Here is a 16,339-nt window from a genome sequence, read left to right on the forward strand (position 1 = left end):
TGTCTAGAGAAATTCGCGAATGCGCGGGTGCGCCGAGCGGTCCGGCATGAGTTCGTTCACCGCCCAGACCAGCGCGTCTAGCCGATCGGGAGAGCGGCCATTCGAGAGACCGTTCGGACCAAAATCGCACATTTCGTCTTCAAGTTCGGGGAAGCGGCCGGCGTGGCGCACCTTGCCTTGCTGGTAGAGCATCGCCACCGGCTCGGCGCGCAGCCATTTTCCGCGCCGGGCCCGAACGGGCTTCACCGGCACATCGGGGTCGACCGTGCGGATCACCGCCGTCACCATGTCGCCGCCCTGGTTGACCTCGGCCACCAGGCAATCGGCCTGCAGGGAACGGTAAAGTGCGACAGCCGCGCCAGCCCAATCCTGCGGGCGCGCGGCCTTGATGCTGGCATCGGCGAGCACAACGACGGTCCCCGTCGCATCGAGTCCGGCCGCCACGATGCCGCAAGCGTCGGAAGACTTGTTCGAGCTGGCCGGCGGGTCGACCGCCACCACGATGCGCTGCAGTTCCGGCACCGCATCCAGACGAGCCTCTTCGATTGCCGCCCGCGACCACAACGCATCGTCGCGATCCTCGATCAGTTCGCCTTCCAGTTCCTGCCGGCCGAGCCGTGTGCCGCCATAGCGTTGCTCGACCATATGCATGAAACCTTCAGAGAGGTTTTGCGCATTGTCGGAGGTGCGCATGCGCGTCTGCAGCACGGCAGGATCCGCCATCAGGCGTTTCAGCAACCTTGTCGGGCGCGGCGTTGTGGTGATGAGCTGCCTCGGCTGGCTACCCAGCCGCAGCCCGAATTGCAGCATATCGAAACAGGCTTCGGCATTCTTCCATTTGCCCAACTCATCACACCAGGCCGCCTCGAATTGCGGCCCGCGCAGGCTTTCCGGGTCTTCCGAGGAGAAAATCTGGGCAACCGCGCCGCTATCCCACACCAGCCGGCGGCGGCTTGCCTCGAAACGAGGCCGATCGTGGCGGGAGATCGTGACGATGCCGGAGGGTCCGTCGACCATCACTTCGCGCACATCGCCCAGCGTCTCGCCGACAAGCGCGATATGGTCATGCCTGCCAAGCGCAAAGGGCGAAAGGCCCCGTACCAGGCTGTTCACCCACTCCGCTCCCAGCCGCGTCTTGCCCGCACCACGCCCGCCGATGACCAGCCATGTCGCGGGCTGCGAGCCGAGCAGATATTGCTGGATGCGCGCCTTGAACAGCCACTCCTCAGCTATCAGCGGAAGCTTCTCGTCCCGGAGATTCCTTTCGGACCAGTTCCTTTGCATGTCCCACAGCGAGCTCAACAATTCGCTCGTCGATACGCCTGAGGAATCCGGCCATGTCTGCATCGCGCGTGATCTGTCTTTCCTTTGCGTTCGCTTCCGTATTGCTTCGAGTGATGTCGCCGATCTTTTCCAGCGTCCGGATCAGGGCCGAGATCGCCTCAATTCGTGCCTTGTCGAGGCCGACGGCCCCTTCCCCGTTTCCGAAGCCAAGGGCCTCGATTTCGCCGAGCAGCCCGTCGATCACCCTGGCGACACGACCGCCAGGGTCCTTTGGCGGCTCGCTGCGCTGCCAGCCCTCACGGCCCGCGCGAGACTGGACAGTCGCCAGCCTCCACCCCGCAATAACGGCGAGTTGTTCCAGGGAGGGCCGCTCGCTCTCATAAAGCGCGCGCGCAGCCATCCACCGTGCTTTGGCGCATGGTATCATTGGAAACTCTCTGGATTTCTGGAGATGTTCGTCGGTGGCCAATTCCGAGGCCGCCTAACCGGCCCGCCACTCACACTTTTCCGACGATACGAAAACACTACCAAAGCACCGTTACGGTGTCAAGAATATATTCCTATTTCCGCGAGATTTTTTCACGATCTATGAGCAGCCCTTGGCTTTCCGTAGCCGGGGCCAATATGATTGGGTAAGAAGCCGATATTCACCGTCCGGAAACTGCCATATGCTTTTTCTGAGATTTCGAAACAGACAGACGGGCGGCGGCGACATGAAAGACTCCTCCGCGAAGCGAAAGCCCAAAGCGCCGCGCGCCAGCATTTTCCTGGCGATCGACGCCTGGATCGATTCGTCGCTCTACGAGGCCAGCTTCAAGGCGCGTGAGTCTTGGGAATCCCTGACGATCTTCTTCCGGCGCTTTCGCGTCCGCGGCTGGCGGCGCGGCGTCATCGAGGTCCTGAGCGAAGGTTTCACCATGGGCGCCGCGGGCTCAGTGCTGATGCTGGCGCTAGCCCTCCCCGCGTTTGAGGAAACCGTCGGCAATTGGCGCCAGCAGGACGACTTTGCCGTTACCTTCCTCGACCGCTACGGCAACGAGATCGGCCGGCGCGGCATCATGCAGCGCGACTCCGTGCCTGTCGACCAGATGCCGGACTATCTGATCAAGGCAGTGCTCGCGACCGAGGACCGGCGCTTCTTCGACCATTTCGGCATCGATTTCTTGGGTCTTTTCCGCGCCATGTCGGAAAACGTCCGCGCAAACTCCGTCGTCCAGGGCGGGTCGAGTATAACCCAGCAGCTTGCCAAGAACCTCTTCCTCAACAACGAACGCACCTTCGAGCGCAAGATCAAGGAAGCTTTCCTGTCGATCTGGCTGGAGCACAACCTTTCGAAGAAGGAGATCCTGCAGCTCTACCTCGACCGCGCCTATATGGGCGGCGGCGCGTTCGGCATCGAGGCAGCAGCGGATTTCTACTTCGGCAAGTCGGTCAAGGACCTCAACCTCGCCGAATCCGCCATGCTGGCGGGCTTGTTCAAGGCCCCGGCGAAATATGCGCCCCACGTCAATCTTCCAGCGGCCCGCGCCCGCGCAAATGTGGTGCTTTCGAACCTCGTGCAAAGCGGTTTCATGACCGAAGGTCAGGTTCTGTCTGCGCGCCTCCACCCCGCAAGCGTGGTCGACCGCGGCGATCAAAAAAGCCCGGACTATTTCCTCGACTGGGCCTTTGACGAAGTGAAGCGGCTTGCCGCCACCACCGGTGAACATTCGCTGGTGGCACGCACCACGATCGACCTCAACATCCAGAAAGCCGCCGAAGAGTCGGTCGAATTCAACCTGCGCCAGCACGGCAAGGAGTATCACGTCACCGAAGGCGCCGCGGTGGTTCTAGAGACCAACGGAGCGGTACGCGCCATCGTCGGCGGCCGGGACTATGGCGCCAGCCAGTTCAACCGTGCCACCAAGGCGCTGCGCCAGGCCGGCTCGTCATTCAAACCCTATGTTTATGCCACTGCCATGGAGCACGGCTTCACGCCGGAGTCGGTCATATCCGACGGGCCGATCAGCTGGGGCAACTGGTCGCCAAAGAACTACGGCCGTAGCTATTCGGGCCGCGTCACCCTCACCATGGCCTTGCTGAGGTCCATCAACACCGTGCCCGTGCGGCTCGCCAAGGACTACCTCACGACTGCCCCCATCAAGGCCACGGCAGAGGCCATGGGCGTCGAATCCCCGATCAGCACACACAAGACTATGGTGCTCGGCACGTCAGGCATGACGGTCATGGACCAGGCCACAGGCTTCAGCGTATTCGCCAACGGCGGGCTCGGCAGCATGCGCCATGGCATTCAGCAGCTGATCACCCACTCCGGCAAAGTCATCTACGACTGGGACCACGATCATCCGCAGTTCAAGCGCGTTCTTTCGGAAAAGGCGGTATCCGAGATGAACTCCATCATGGTGCAAAACCCGGAGGCCGGAACCGCGCGGCGCGCCGCGCTGCCTTCGATCCGCTCGGCGGGCAAGACCGGAACCACCCAGTCCTACCGCGACGCCTGGTATGTCGGCTTCACCGGCAACTACACGGCAGCCGTCTGGCTGGGCAACGACGACTATTCCCCCACCCGCAACATGACGGGCGGCTCCCTGCCGGCGATGGTCTGGCAGCGTTTGATGACCTATGCGCACCAGAACATCGACATCAAACCCATTCCCGGCATCAAGAACCCCTATGTCGATCCCAAGATCGCGCAAAAGGCCCTCGAGATGGAACAGAAGAACGCCGCCGCAATCGACGAGGACATGGGCCGGCCGCCGATCCTGTCCAGCTCGACCACCCGCGTGCTGCTCGAGATGAACGAACTCTTCAAGACGGCCCCTGTCCTCGAGGCGCCGCCCGAGCCGGAAAAGCTGTCGGGCCTCTGACCATGATTGCCAATCACCCAACGAGTTTCACAAGCACCGCATAACCCGACTAGCCCTGACCGCCACAGACACGATATGTCCAACTGGCGGTCAAACTCCCGGCACCTCATGTTCAAACACACGTTCTTCGTCGCGCTGTCCCTTGCCATCGCCATCGGCGGCGGAACTGCGAGCGTGTGGTATGCGCTGCAAATACCAGACGCCATCGGCGCCGTCTCGATCGGCGAATGGACGGCCTTTCCCGACATCGGCACTTCGGATGCCGACCCATATTCGAAGGCCAAGGTTTCGCGCGAGGGCGTGCTCGCGCTCGGCCGGGCGGAGGGCCTCTCCTTCATCGCCGCACGCGACGCGAGCGGTGCGGAACTTCGAAGAGGCTGCAGCTACACGATCGAGGGCACTGTTCCACCGTCCAGGTTCTGGACGCTTTACGCGGCGGACGAAACCATGAGCGTCATCGCCGGCCCGGAACGCCGCGCCCCTGCGCTTCAGTCCTATGAAATGCTGCGCCGGCCAGACAATACGGTTTCCATATCCGTTGGCCGGCATCCGGCTCCGGGCAACTGGCTGGCAGTCAGCGGCGGCGGCAAGATGTTTTTCGTGCTCACGCTCTATGACACCACGATCGCCAGTAGCACCGGGATCACCGATGCCGAGCTGCCGCATATCGTGAAGGCGGCGTGCGATGCTTAGGCTGGCCCATGCAATCCTCATCGGCCTCGTAGGCGCGGGCATCATCCACATCGTGGTCCTGCTGCTGGTGCCGCAGTTCACCGAGCAGGACGCGTGGTCCCGGCTGGCAATGTCCTCCAGCCTCTACAAGGTCACGAGACTGGACGCGGAATCGGGCGGCAGCCCGATCGTCAAATCCGTCGATCCGCTATTTTTTGCAGCCGCCTGCCGCTTCGACCTGTCGGACGGTGTTCTGCAGGTGAGCGCCAAAGGTTATACGCCGTTCTGGTCGGTTTCGGTTTACAACCGAGCAGGCGAAAACATCTACAGCTTCAACGACCACACGCTGCCGGATGGCAACATAGACTTCATTGTCCTCACACCGGCGCAACTGGTCGATTTGCGCAAGGAAATGCCCGAGGGGCTAGAGAAGTCCATCTATGTCGAGTCGGCCGCCAACCAGGGGATCGTGGTGGTGCGCAGCTTCGTCCCCGACGACAGCTGGAAGAAATCGGTTGCCGATTTCCTCAAAGGCGTCACCTGCGCGCCGCAATAGTAGCCCCTGAATCTGATCATCCGCCTCAGTGGCGCGGCGTAGGTTTCTTCGGCTCTGAGCCAGGTCGCCCGATGATGGTGCTGACGCCGGTGGCCTCGATCATGGCTCGGCGCTCGTAGCGCACACCCGGAAAAATTATGATCGATGCCAGCACCTGGGCTGGCCGATCTACTGGTCGGCTTGCCGCCTTCCGCGGCACGAAAGACAATATGCTGCCCATGACACGCGTTTCCCTCTCGGAATGACCGGAGCAAGTACGCAACGCCTCCGTCTCCATCACGCCAGCAGACAGTTAACGGAGCGCTAACAAATCATTGCTAAATTTGTCTTTATTTCGGGACGAAGGCTTACCGGGCATCACCGGCCAGGCATTGTCCGGAAGCGTGTGCGTGTGTGTCAGGCGTGGTCCTTGTGTCATCTTCAGATTTCAGGCGTCTTGCCTTGAAAGGCGAAGCAGGAAAGAGCGAGCGGCTGTTTCGCGCCGCCATTTCCGCTTTTTGTTCGCTGACACGTCCGACGCGGCGCGAAATCTCTCAGCTCGAAGACCTTGCGCTGCCGCTTTTCGATCAGGTTTCGGTGGACGCACGCCGTTTCGCTTCGGCCGCCCTTTCAGAGTGTGACTACGCGCCCCGCAAGCTCATTCAACGGCTTTGCAACGAAACCGTCGACATTGCCGCCCCCCTTCTCATCCGCTCCAAGCTGCTCAGGGACATCGACCTGATCACCCTGATCGGCCGTCATGGCCTACCCCATGCACGCGCCATTGCTCGACGCCCAAATCTCAACTCGGCGATTGCTCATCTGATCCGTGCCCTGAGCCATTCGAAGCCGGCGGTCACTTCCGAGACAGCACACGAACCCCTGCCCGGCGTTTCAGCCGACAATGCGCGCCGCCGCCTGCGCTCGATGATGCTTCCGTCACAGGAAAGCCCCGCCGACAGCAACGAGGGGATGCCGGAATATGCGAAGCTGCGCGACACCGCCCTCACCGGAAGTGCCAGCTTGTTCCAGATGGCATTGGCGGGAGCCTCCGGCCTCGATTACCGGACCGCGAAGTCTGTCACCGATACGACGGACCAGTCGCTGCTCCTAGCCGCGCTGCGCTCGCTCGACCTCAGCGAGGAGCGGGCCTTCCTCATCGCCGCAGCCCTTTTCCCGGGCAGATATGCCCATGCCGAGGCAATACGGCTCTTTCTCCTCCGCTACCGCTCGCTAGATCCCGAAGCTGCGCGCGAACGCATCCGGGTCTGCAAAGCCGATGCAATCGCAGCCGCGGTTCGGGCGAGCAATTCGCAGCAGGACCGATCGCAAGACAGCCAGAAGCTCAAGGCGTCGTAACGGAAATCAGCTCGTCGACAGGTGTCTGTCCGGCCTCGATCTCGACGACCCAGATGTCGGGATCGAAACGCTTTTCCTTTTCGAGGCGCGCCTCGATGGCTTGCGCATCATCGCCGGCATAAAGCTGGGAAAAGTAGCGGTCGTCAGGCCGTGCGGAATCGTAGCTCGTCTGCGGAGCCGGTCCGAACAGCCACACTTCGCCCAGCCGGTTCCGGCACAGTACGAATACGGCCCCTGCCTCGCCTGCTCCCCGCTTGACGATGGCCGCGAAGCCGCCGTCGCTGAAGACGCGGCGCAACAGGGCGGATACCCAAAGATCTGTGGTGACGCGCATGGATCGGACAACTCGTTGCTGCGGCAGAAAGATATCGCTCTTAGCTGCCAACGCCAGTGAAGGACAGCACTAAGGAAGCAACGAACGTGTCTGGCTTCAGTGAGTCAGGCCAATCGCCTTCATCTTGGCATAGACGGCCTCATCCGGCTCGCCAGTCTGGGGCAGGCCGAAAAGCGACTGGAATTCCTTTATCGCAGACTTGGTTCGCGCGCCCGCCACGCCGTCGACGCCAATGTCGTTGTTGCCGAACGCCCTCAGCCCCTCCTGGATCTTGGCGATCCGTTGGGAGATGGCGGGTGCCGAAGGTTGCTGCGCCGGCTCCGGCTGCGCGACAGCCGCAGGCTTGGCCTGCGATTGTGCCGGGCGCGGTTGTGGGGCCGGTACGGGTTGGATAGCGGCTGCGGGCGATTTCAGACCAAGCTGATTCAGAAGCTGGTCGTCGATCTGGCCCGTGGCGTTCAGGCCCATTTTCTGCTGATACGCCTCGATCGCCCTGGACGTGGCCGGGCCGCTCAGCCCATCCACCGTGCCGTCGTAGAAATTCAACGTCTTCAGTACGCCCTGCACCTGCTCCACGACCGGATCGCTCTTCGGCCGGACAATAGGGGCCGCCGCTTCTGCCGGCCGCTCGATTTGGATGGTCGTTTCAGGTTCGCCCCGGCCTGGAGCATCGCGATCGGCCGGCCAGCTGAATTCACGTGTTGCAAAGAACGCACTGGTATGCGCGTGCGGCTGATACCAGAGCGCATTGGCCGAGACGTAGAACAGCGAAACCATGAATGCGGTGGAGCCGCCGACCAGGACCGGGTTGCGCGAGATCATGCCGCCGACGGCGGCCGCGCCCTCCTGCAATGGGCTCGGCTTACGGACTGGCTCCTTGACCTGTCTAGCCTGCCTTGCGGAGCGAGCCATGCCCTTCCCTTCTCATTGCGCCGGCTGCCCGCAGCGCCACCAGCGCGCCGCGCTCTTCCGGCTGCTCGTCGATGGCGGGCCCACCGACCGGCAGGCTGATGGTCACGGTCGTGCCCTCGCCCACCGCGCTTTCGATGGACATCGTGCCTTCGTGCAGCGACACGAGCCCCTTCACCAGCGAAAGACCCAGCCCGGTTCCTTCGAACTGGCGCGTGTAGTCGTTCTGCACCTGCGTGAACGGCTTGCCGAGCCGGGCAAGATCGTGATCGGCGATGCCGATGCCGTTGTCGCTCACCCAGAAATGCAGCCACGAGCCCAGCCGCTTGGCGCCGACGCTCACCTGGCCGCCGCTCGGCGTGAACTTGATCGCGTTGGAAACGAGGTTGATGAGCATCTGCTGGACCGCGCGCCGGTCCGCATGGATTTCGCCGGCTTCCGGAGCAATCTGCGTCGTCAGCGAGATCGTCTTGGCTTCCGCCTGCAGGTTCATCATCGAGCGGCACATTTCCACCGCATCCGCGAAACGGAACGATTCGGGATTGGTGGCATAGGTGCCCGCCTCGATGCGGGACACGTCGAGAATGGAGTTCACCACCTCCAGCAGATGATGGCCGGAATCGCGAACCAGCGTGACATATTCCTTCTGGCGCGGGTTCTGGAAGCCGCCAAAGGTTTCATGCAGCAGCATATCGGAGAAGCCGATGATGGCATTGAGCGGCGTGCGCAATTCGTGGCTGACCGCCGCAAGGAAACGACCCTTGGCAATCTCGAGTGCCTCGGCCGACTCGCCCCTGTTGGCCAGATCGGCTCGCAGCTGCGCCACTTCCTCGTTCTCGCGAAGCAGAGCGGTAAAGACGGGTGCGCGATTGCCGTTGCTCATCAGCTCGATCAGGAACGGACGATAGTTGTCGGTCGGGCCGTCCTCCTGGCGCGGCAGCCGAACCCGGACTTCAACCTTCCGACGTGTGGCGCCGCCACGCAGGTCGGCCAAGGCGCACAGATAAGCCACCCGATCGGACACCTGGATGCGATCGAACAGACCAGTGCCGAGCAGAAGCTCCGGCTGCAGGCGCATCGTCTCGCGTGCCTGCGCCGAGACGTCAGAAATGTCGCCATTCGGCGCCATACGAATCACGACGGCGTCGACGATGTCCTCCAGCCGAGGCCGTTCGTCGTTTTCCTCGTCCTGAGAGGTCTTTGCAACCAGGCCGCCGAGACGCGGCAAAAGCGTTGCCACATAGGCCAGCGGCACCAGCCAGTGCCAGCCAGCCACGGCCGCAGACGCCGGGAATACGGTCGAGCCAAGCAGTGCCTGTAGCGGCAGCACGGCCAGTGCGGCGCCGGCACCATTGAGGCCAGCGCGCGGGCTGCGCCTCTGCCAGTATGCCTCCAGCGGCAGCGCCAGCAGAAGCGCCGACATGGGCGAAGCAAGGCCGCCTGCGCCCGCAACGATTGCAGAAATAGATGCGATGCCGAACGTCAAAGCAGCTGCGGCCGCCAACTGTTCCTTCCCGCTGGCGGCGACCAGAAGTACCGCAAGCCAAGCTGCACCGAAGGTCGCGCAGGTCGCGGCAAGGGTCGTGGCAGCGCCAAGCGTGTTGGCCAGATAAAGAGCGATGGAAGCCGACACGAAGAACGGTGCCGTAAGCAGGATGCCGACCAGACGGCGCTGGGCCGCGCGGGCGCTTTCATCCCTGACGGAAGGATGCACCAAGCGGTCGCAGCCGGCGTCGACGGCGCCGATTACCTCGCTGGATCTGGTGACAGACAAACTCACTCAACGCACTCGCAACTGGTCCGCTTGGCGGATCGCTTTTTGGTTGTTTCCGAACCTCGCATCGAGCCTTTAAAGAAAGGATAAGGCTGGTCCGCTCAGGCGTCTCCGAGGTCACAAATATTGGCCTAGCCGGCATTCAAATTGAGCTCAGTTCCTCTCATGGTAAATGGATCGTTAGCCGTGTTCGAAGTCTTGGCCAGCGGCCTTTCCGGCGCCGTTTCTCGCTCGCCCGCAACTCCCGCATTTGAAAACAAGAGCTTACATGGTTAGGCAAAGCTGAACGCCTCGCTGCAAATCCGAGCCGATCCTGCCGTCCGGCGGGTCGTTAAAATTCGAACTAAATTTGCTGAAAATGTCAGTGGCTTCCGCAATCGGTCCTTTGCGTGGCCGTGGCAGTGTGCTCATACAAACGAGGTCGTGCCGACGATGCGCGACCCGCATATGACGAGGGCAAGGACATGGGTTTTCTCCTCAAGACGGCTTTTTGGTTTTCGCTGGTTCTTCTGGTGTTGCCATTCAACTTCGGTGAAAAGAGCAACGATCAGCCCAGCGTCGGCGCCTTCCAGACTTTCTTTGCAGCACGCGAGGCGCTCGGCGACATCGGCGGCCTATGCGACCGCAAGCCCGAAGTCTGCGAAATCGGCAAGTCTGCCATGCACACGGTCGGCATCAGGGCGCGCGAAGCCGCGCGCATCGCCTACGAATTGCTCGATAGCCAGCTCGGCCAGCCGGACACTGCCTCGACCACCGGGAGCATCCCTGCCGCGCATCCCGCCAACTGAGTTTCTCTTTGCCGCCTAGGCGGCCCACCGCAGGCCGGTTTGCCCTCTCGTGGCCTGCGGTGTTTTCTTTTTCCGTGACGCAGCCCTTCCGTGTCACTATATCGAGGCCATGACAGCGACGATCCAGGACATCCGCGACGACTTCGCCTTCCTCGACGAGTGGGAAGACCGCTATCGCTATGTCATCGAGCTGGGCGAAACGCTTCCGCCTTTCCCGGAACACGCCCGCAACGACGCGCACAAGGTTCCCGGCTGCGTCAGCCAGGTCTGGCTGCTGACGGATCGCGGCGACGGCCCCGACCCGGTTATCCGGTTCCAGGGCGATTCGGACGCGCATATCGTGCGCGGCCTGGTCGCGATCCTGCTGGCACTGTTCTCGAACCGCCGCGCCAGCGAAATCATGGCTACGGACGCGGAAGACACGCTGCGCTCGCTCGGCCTGGACGCGCATCTGACGCCGCAGCGGGCAAATGGCCTTCGCTCCATGGTCAAGCGGATCAAGCGCGACGCCGAAACCGCGCTGCAACCCGCCTGAACGGTCACTCGATACTCGGACGATAGTCCTCGCTGCCCCAGTGCAGCGTGCGCGCCGGCCTGCGGACATTGGCCGAACGGGAAGGTTCATAGTGCCGGCTCAGCGCGCCTAACGCCGTCTTGAGCACGATCTTGGCCGAGCGCACCGGCCAGCCTCGCTCTGCTTCCACCAGTTCAAGCCCCTTGAGGAAGCAGCAAACGTCGATCAGCACGCCGGAAAGCTCGGGGCCGACCTCGGCAATCGCCCGTTCGACGCGCAACCGTGCGGCCAGGGCAGCGTCGGTTAGCTCGGCTATGCCATTGCCGCCGGCTCTTCGGCCGGACGCCACGCTAGCCTCCCAGTTCGCGCCCAATCGCGGCATGATCTGCCCACGCGTGTAGTCGGCCCGCAGCCGCTCCCCTGCCCGGAATTCCGCCTCGGTCAGAAACGGTGCGCCATCCCTGGTCCTGCGCCGCATCAATTGCCCGAGCGGCGACTCCGAGAGGTTGACGACGGCCTTGATGGCAGCGCCGTTCCGTTCGACCGTTACAACGTCGAGATCGCGTTGCAGTGACTGAGGCGCCACACGGTGCTGCGAGACCATCTTCGCCGATTGTACATCGTGGCCCGCCGTCACCTCGTCTCTGTGCCGAACGATGCTTCCCTTCTCGATCATCTGCCGAAAGACTTCCGCCTGCGCTGAAATCGTGCCGCGATCTCCTCCGTCCAGCAGCAGCTTGCCTGTACTGGCCGCACCGCGGACCTCGGTCCTGCCGCCGGACACAAAGCGCATGATGCGCCGCTCTGCCTGCTCTCGTTCCGTCTGCTCTGCCATGTCAAAGCCCCAGCCGATCGCGGAATGCCGCAAGGACAACGCGCTCCACCATGGCAACCACGCCATCGAATTCCTCCACGTCGCGCAGGTCTTCGATCGTATGGCAGGCATACATCACGGTGGTGCGGTCACGTGCGAAGCCCTTGCCGATGTCGTACATCGACAGGCGCATCACCACATGGCCCACATACATCGCGATCTGGCGCACCCGGGCTATGTCCAACCCGGTTCGCCCGGTGCGCCGCAGTTCCTTGCTAGGGACGTTGAACAGCGCCGCGACGATGTCGATCAGGCCTTCGCACAATTCGATCGCGTTCTCCTCGCGGCGGCCCCCTGAGACTGCGGCTACACGGCGCGGCGCCTCCTTTACCGGAGCGTTGGCCTCGACCTTGGGCTTCCTGGATGTCGCAGTCGTCAACACAGAACTCGTCCCTCCGCAAATAGGAATGAATTCTTATATCGGACTCAGCCGGAACTGTGAACAAACGAGGAACGATTTTTCCGCGTTAAAATTAACAAGGCTTTGGAATGAAAGGAGCTTTTCTCGGTAGACCACCTCTGGAGAGGCCAATTTCATCCCCCGGTTTCGCGACCGATCGATAGTGCGTTCATCGCAACGACGAGGGAATCTGCGTGATGAACGATATCCATGCCGAATACAGTGCCTTCCGCGCAAAGCAGTCTGCCGAGGTCGCCAACGCACGGCAGACCGCAGCGCTGCATCTGGTCTGCGGGATAGACCTTTCATCAGCGCTGACCGCCGAACCGGAACTAAAGGCAAAGCTCGCATTGCGCCTGGAGCGGGCCATCGAACGGGAACGCCTGCGCGGCATGCGCCGACACTGGAGCTACGATCTCAACCGGCACATGGCGCTGAAGCAGGCTCTGGACAGGCTACGTGGTGCGGAGCCTGCAGACGGCCGAGACAACCATGTGGCGAGGCGGGTCACCACAAGGCCAAATGCAAAACGGCGCCCGAAGGCGCCGTTGAAATCTATCTAACCAGTCCTGCAGTCCTTACTTGGACTTGCGCTTGCGGCCAAGCCCCATCTTCTTGGCAAGCTGAGAACGGGCAGCAGCATAGTTGGGTGCCACCATCGGGTAGTTGGCATCCAGACCCCACTTCTCACGATACTGGTCGGGCGACATGTTATAGTGCGTCATCAGATGACGCTTCAGCGATTTGAACTTCTTTCCATCTTCAAGGCAGACGATATAGTCGTCGTGAACCGAACGCTTCGGATTCACGGCCGGCTTCTGCTTGTCGGCAGGCGGCTGTTCGACGGTGCCGCCGACGCGGCCAAGAGCAGCATGTACATCTGCAATGAGATTAGGCAATTCGCCGACCGGTACAGGATTGTTGCTGACATAAGCGGCGACAACATCCGCTGTCAATTCGATCAGCATCTCATGATTTCTGTTCGGCGTTTCGATAGCGTCCATTTTCTTCAGGCCCCATAGTGTAAGTTTGAAAGGCGCCCCTTTTTTGTAGAGATGGGGCTTTGCGCGAGTTAACGCAGGGACAGCCCATTACGATTCGCGTCTGACATCTTAATGGACTTCACAGCTAATTAAGTCAATTAAATATTTCGTCATCTAGTGTCATGACTGGGGTTAAAGCCCAATATTCACATATGTAAACTTGAGCTACTGCGCCTTTCGACGACCGATCGATCCAGCATGCAGCCAAGCAAAGCATATGATCGATTGAAATAGGTCTTGGATTTTACAAAAATCAACTTTGAGTAGTTTTGTGAACTGCGCGAGGAGCGTTCGCAATATCGTCCATCACGGACTCTTCCCACAAACGGTAGCCCGCAGCATGAGCAGCCTTGGCCAGCAGATGAGCCGAGATCGGTGCAGTCAGCAGAAAGAATACCACTCCTGCGAGTGCTCGCGTGGCGATTGCCAGATCCTGCGACTGGACAGCCAGGGCAATCAGCACCACGCAGGAGCCGAGCGTCCCCGCCTTCGACGCCGCATGCATGCGCGTGTAGAGGTCTGGAAGGCGTAGCAGGCCTATCGACGCGACCAGCGTGAACATCGCTCCGATCACCACAAGGATGCCGGCGACATAATCGAGCAGCAGCGTCATCTCCTCGTCTCCCTATCCGCCCCGGACGCCGGGCGGTGGGGCGCATCCTCCGGCTTGCGGCTCATCACGAAGCGGGCAAATGCCACGGTGGCGAGAAATCCGACCAGGCCGAGCGCAATTGCAATGTCGACGTGGAAGGAAAAGCCCGTTCTGATGCCGAGGACGGCGATGAAACCAATTGCGACCGCCACGAGCATGTCCAGCCCGAGGATTCGATCGGGAAGCGTGGGGCCCTTCAGCACGCGCAGAACCGTGAGCAGGAACGACAGACACAGCAGCGCCAGAGCAATCAGCACGCAGTAGGACAGAAAGGTTTCCCCGGCGATCATCGGAACGCCTCCATGATCTTGCGTTCGAAGCCATCGGCGATGTCGCGCCGCGCGGCATCCGGATCTGAGCAATCGATGGCGTGGACATAAAGCAGACGCCTGTCGTCGGAGACATCGACCGAGAGCGTTCCCGGCGTCAGCGTGATCAGATTGGCCAGCAGCGTGATCTCGAAATCGCGGTCGACCCTGAGCGGATAGGCGAAGATGCCCGGCTTGAGATCCATCTTCGGCGATACCACCAGCTTGGCCACGCGCCAGGCAGACAGGATCAGTTCCTTCACGAACAGGATGGCCAGCGAAATCACCCGCCCGATGCGAGCCGCGCTACGGAACGAGCCGATCTGATCCCTCACCAGATAGAGGCTGATGCCGCCCAGCAGCAGCCCGAACAGCAGGTTGGGAAGCGAGAACGAGCCGGTGATCGCCGCCCAGGCCAGAGCCAGCAACAAAATGCCCAACGAAAGAGCCATCAGCCGCCTCCCGCCGGAAAGACCGCGTTGATATAGGCCGAGCTATGCAGCAGGCCTGCTGCCGCCATGTTCGCGACCCGGATGACGGGTTCGGGGAACACGCCGAGAAGCACGATGGGCACCGTCAGCACCACCAGCACGCCCTGGCCAACCACCGGCCGCGCCGCTGTCGCAGGATCGAAGACCTTCGCCACGCCCTTTGCCGGGGCGTCCCGCCAGAACGCGAAAAGGAAGATGCGGCCCATGGCGATCGTCGTCAGGAAGCCCGTCAGCAGGATGGCTCCCGCCAGCCACCAGGCGTTCGCATCGACAGCAGCCTTGACCAGCAGCACCTTCGGCCAAAGGCCGGATGCCGGCGGCAGGCCGGCAATGGCCAGCGCCAGCAGCAGCGCAATCCCGGTCAACAGCGGCGAGGCACGATAGAGGCCGGAGAGTTCATGCAGCGAGAAGCTGCCGCCCATCTCCTTCATCACGCCGGCCAGCAGATAGAGCGCGGTCATGATCAGCATGGAATGCGCGGCATAGAAGATCGTGCCGGAAAGTCCCGTTTCGGTGCCGAGCGCAAGCCCGGCCATCATGACGCCGACGCCCGATATCACCAGGAAGCCGAACACTCGCCGCGTGTCCGACTGCGCCAGCGCGCCGAGCACGCCCAGGATCATGGTGGCGACCGCGACCCAGCCGATCAAGTCGGCCAGGATGGCGCGCTCGACCGGGAACAGCATCACCAGCGTGCGCAGCAGCGCATAGATGCCGATCTTGGTGAGCAAACCGCCGAACAGCGCCGCCGCAACGATGCGCGGCGTGTGGTAGGAGGCCGGCAGCCAGAAATTCACCGGAAATGCCGCTGCCTTCATGCCAAATGCCAGCAGGTAGAGCGTCGCCAGCGTCATCAGCGGCGCGGCTTCGCTTATGGTCTGCGCCTTGCGGGCGATATCGGCCATGTTGAGCGTGCCGAAGGTGCCATAGAGATAGGCCGTAGCAATCAGGAACAGCGTCGTCCCGACGAGATTGAGGATCGCATATTTGGTGGCGCCATCGATCTGCGCGCGCTCGGAACCCAGGACCAGCAGGCCAAAGGACGAGATGACGAAAACCTCAAACCAGACGTAGAGGTTGAAGATGTCGCCGGTGAGGAACGCACCGCTGACACCCGTCATCATGAGCATCAGGAACGGGTAGAAGCCATAGCGGCGGCCGGACACGTCGATGTCGCGGAGGGCGAAGATAGCGCAGACGAAGGCGACGATGCCCGCGGTCAGCGCGAAGGTCGCCCCCAACGCATCAGCCGTAAAGGAAATGCCGAAAGGCGGCAGCCAGCTGCCCATGGTCATGGACAGCGGCCCGTGCTCCAGAACCCGCGACAGCAACGCCGCATCTGCGCCGACCAGCGCAGCCAAGCCGATCAGGGCCACGATGCCGTGCCAGCGCATTTCATGGCGGAACATCAGCAGCAGCGCGCCGAAGACCAGCGGAATGAGCACAGGTGCCACGATCAGCCAATCGACAGCAGGTACCGGCCCGGTAATCATCGCGCCGGCCACATCGACCGCCTTTGCACTTTCGCCCGCCAT

18 protein-coding genes and 1 pseudogene are annotated in these 16,339 nt (G+C 62.0%); 7 read left to right on the forward strand and 12 right to left on the reverse strand.

What is annotated here, in order from left to right; translation table 11 throughout:
• Positions 1–3 precede the first annotated feature (3 nt).
• Both C7I85_RS09740 and C7I85_RS09745 read right to left on the reverse strand, forming a co-directional pair.
• Entirely contained in the window at positions 4–1,284 is a 1,281-nt protein-coding gene (locus C7I85_RS09740) for a DNA-packaging protein (protein ID WP_106723778.1), read from the reverse strand.
• Entirely contained in the window at positions 1,226–1,753 is a 528-nt protein-coding gene (locus C7I85_RS09745; protein ID WP_106723779.1) for a hypothetical protein, read from the reverse strand. Before C7I85_RS09745 ends, C7I85_RS09740 begins: the two co-directional genes overlap by 59 nt.
• 244 nt (positions 1,754–1,997) lie before the next feature.
• On the opposite strand from C7I85_RS09745, the gene C7I85_RS09750 reads away from it, so the two are divergent.
• The 4 genes from C7I85_RS09750 (at position 1,998) to C7I85_RS09770 (ending at position 6,717) form a co-directional block, all read left to right on the forward strand.
• Positions 1,998–4,151 (forward strand): transglycosylase domain-containing protein, encoded by a 2,154-nt coding sequence (locus tag C7I85_RS09750; RefSeq protein WP_106724088.1) that lies wholly within the window; start codon positions 1,998–2,000, stop codon positions 4,149–4,151.
• A gap of 108 nt (positions 4,152–4,259) precedes the next feature.
• Positions 4,260–4,844, forward strand: coding sequence for a DUF1214 domain-containing protein (locus C7I85_RS09755; RefSeq protein WP_106723780.1), 585 nt, complete (start codon positions 4,260–4,262; stop codon positions 4,842–4,844).
• Positions 4,837–5,379 (forward strand): DUF1254 domain-containing protein, encoded by a 543-nt coding sequence (locus C7I85_RS09760; protein WP_106723781.1) that lies wholly within the window; start codon positions 4,837–4,839, stop codon positions 5,377–5,379. The genes C7I85_RS09755 and C7I85_RS09760 overlap by 8 nt, the downstream gene beginning before the upstream one ends.
• A 441-nt stretch (positions 5,380–5,820) precedes the next feature.
• Positions 5,821–6,717, forward strand: a complete 897-nt coding sequence (locus tag C7I85_RS09770) for a DUF2336 domain-containing protein (RefSeq protein WP_106723782.1) — start codon at positions 5,821–5,823, stop codon at positions 6,715–6,717.
• Here C7I85_RS09770 and C7I85_RS09775 read toward each other — a convergent pair.
• The 3 genes from C7I85_RS09775 to C7I85_RS09785 form a co-directional block, all read right to left on the reverse strand.
• The gene (locus C7I85_RS09775; RefSeq protein ID WP_106723783.1) at positions 6,704–7,051 is read right to left on the reverse strand and encodes a DUF1491 family protein; all 348 of its coding nucleotides are present in this window, start codon (positions 7,049–7,051) and stop codon (positions 6,704–6,706) included. The two genes, C7I85_RS09770 and C7I85_RS09775, sit on opposite strands and share 14 nt — an antisense overlap.
• A 96-nt stretch (positions 7,052–7,147) precedes the next feature.
• Positions 7,148–7,963, reverse strand: a complete 816-nt coding sequence (locus C7I85_RS09780) for a peptidoglycan-binding domain-containing protein (protein WP_106723784.1) — start codon at positions 7,961–7,963, stop codon at positions 7,148–7,150.
• Positions 7,938–9,734, reverse strand: coding sequence for a sensor histidine kinase (locus C7I85_RS09785; protein ID WP_245444872.1), 1,797 nt, complete (start codon positions 9,732–9,734; stop codon positions 7,938–7,940). The genes C7I85_RS09780 and C7I85_RS09785 overlap by 26 nt, the downstream gene beginning before the upstream one ends.
• Before the next feature lie 464 nt (positions 9,735–10,198).
• Here C7I85_RS09785 and C7I85_RS09790 point away from each other — a divergent pair, with 464 nt between their 5' ends.
• The gene (locus tag C7I85_RS09790) at positions 10,199–10,522 is read left to right on the forward strand and encodes a DUF5330 domain-containing protein (protein ID WP_106723785.1); all 324 of its coding nucleotides are present in this window, start codon (positions 10,199–10,201) and stop codon (positions 10,520–10,522) included.
• Positions 10,523–10,631: 109 nt separating this feature from the next.
• Complete coding sequence (locus C7I85_RS09795; RefSeq protein ID WP_106723786.1) at positions 10,632–11,057, forward strand: SufE family protein; 426 nt, start codon at positions 10,632–10,634, stop codon at positions 11,055–11,057.
• Positions 11,058–11,061: 4 nt separating this feature from the next.
• Here C7I85_RS09795 and C7I85_RS09800 read toward each other — a convergent pair whose 3' ends face one another.
• Complete coding sequence (locus C7I85_RS09800) at positions 11,062–11,871, reverse strand: DUF6456 domain-containing protein (protein ID WP_245444873.1); 810 nt, start codon at positions 11,869–11,871, stop codon at positions 11,062–11,064.
• A gap of 1 nt (position 11,872) precedes the next feature.
• Positions 11,873–12,289: a helix-turn-helix domain-containing protein gene (locus C7I85_RS09805; RefSeq protein ID WP_245444874.1), complete on the reverse strand. Its 417-nt coding sequence runs from the start codon at positions 12,287–12,289 to the stop codon at positions 11,873–11,875.
• A gap of 218 nt (positions 12,290–12,507) precedes the next feature.
• Here C7I85_RS09805 and C7I85_RS09810 point away from each other — a divergent pair.
• Positions 12,508–12,774: pseudogene (locus C7I85_RS09810) on the forward strand (cytoplasmic protein); the annotation flags it as partial.
• Positions 12,775–12,888: 114 nt separating this feature from the next.
• On the opposite strand, the gene C7I85_RS09815 reads toward C7I85_RS09810, so the two are convergent.
• The 5 genes from C7I85_RS09815 to C7I85_RS09835 all read right to left on the reverse strand — a co-directional run bounded on the left by C7I85_RS09815 (position 12,889) and on the right by C7I85_RS09835 (position 16,339).
• The gene (locus tag C7I85_RS09815) at positions 12,889–13,314 is read right to left on the reverse strand and encodes a MucR family transcriptional regulator (RefSeq protein WP_106723787.1); all 426 of its coding nucleotides are present in this window, start codon (positions 13,312–13,314) and stop codon (positions 12,889–12,891) included.
• 292 nt (positions 13,315–13,606) lie between these two features.
• Positions 13,607–13,966: a monovalent cation/H(+) antiporter subunit G gene (gene mnhG / locus C7I85_RS09820; protein ID WP_106723788.1), complete on the reverse strand. Its 360-nt coding sequence runs from the start codon at positions 13,964–13,966 to the stop codon at positions 13,607–13,609.
• Positions 13,963–14,295 (reverse strand): cation:proton antiporter, encoded by a 333-nt coding sequence (locus C7I85_RS09825; protein WP_106723789.1) that lies wholly within the window; start codon positions 14,293–14,295, stop codon positions 13,963–13,965. Before C7I85_RS09825 ends, mnhG begins: the two co-directional genes overlap by 4 nt.
• Positions 14,292–14,765, reverse strand: coding sequence for a Na+/H+ antiporter subunit E (locus C7I85_RS09830; RefSeq protein ID WP_106723790.1), 474 nt, complete (start codon positions 14,763–14,765; stop codon positions 14,292–14,294). The genes C7I85_RS09825 and C7I85_RS09830 overlap by 4 nt, the downstream gene beginning before the upstream one ends.
• Positions 14,765–16,339: a Na+/H+ antiporter subunit D gene (locus C7I85_RS09835; protein WP_106723791.1), complete on the reverse strand. Its 1,575-nt coding sequence runs from the start codon at positions 16,337–16,339 to the stop codon at positions 14,765–14,767. Before C7I85_RS09835 ends, C7I85_RS09830 begins: the two co-directional genes overlap by 1 nt.

It is taken from the genome of Pseudaminobacter soli (ex Li et al. 2025), assembly GCF_003012705.1.
In the GTDB taxonomy this organism is placed as follows: domain Bacteria; phylum Pseudomonadota; class Alphaproteobacteria; order Rhizobiales; family Rhizobiaceae; genus Pseudaminobacter; species Pseudaminobacter soli.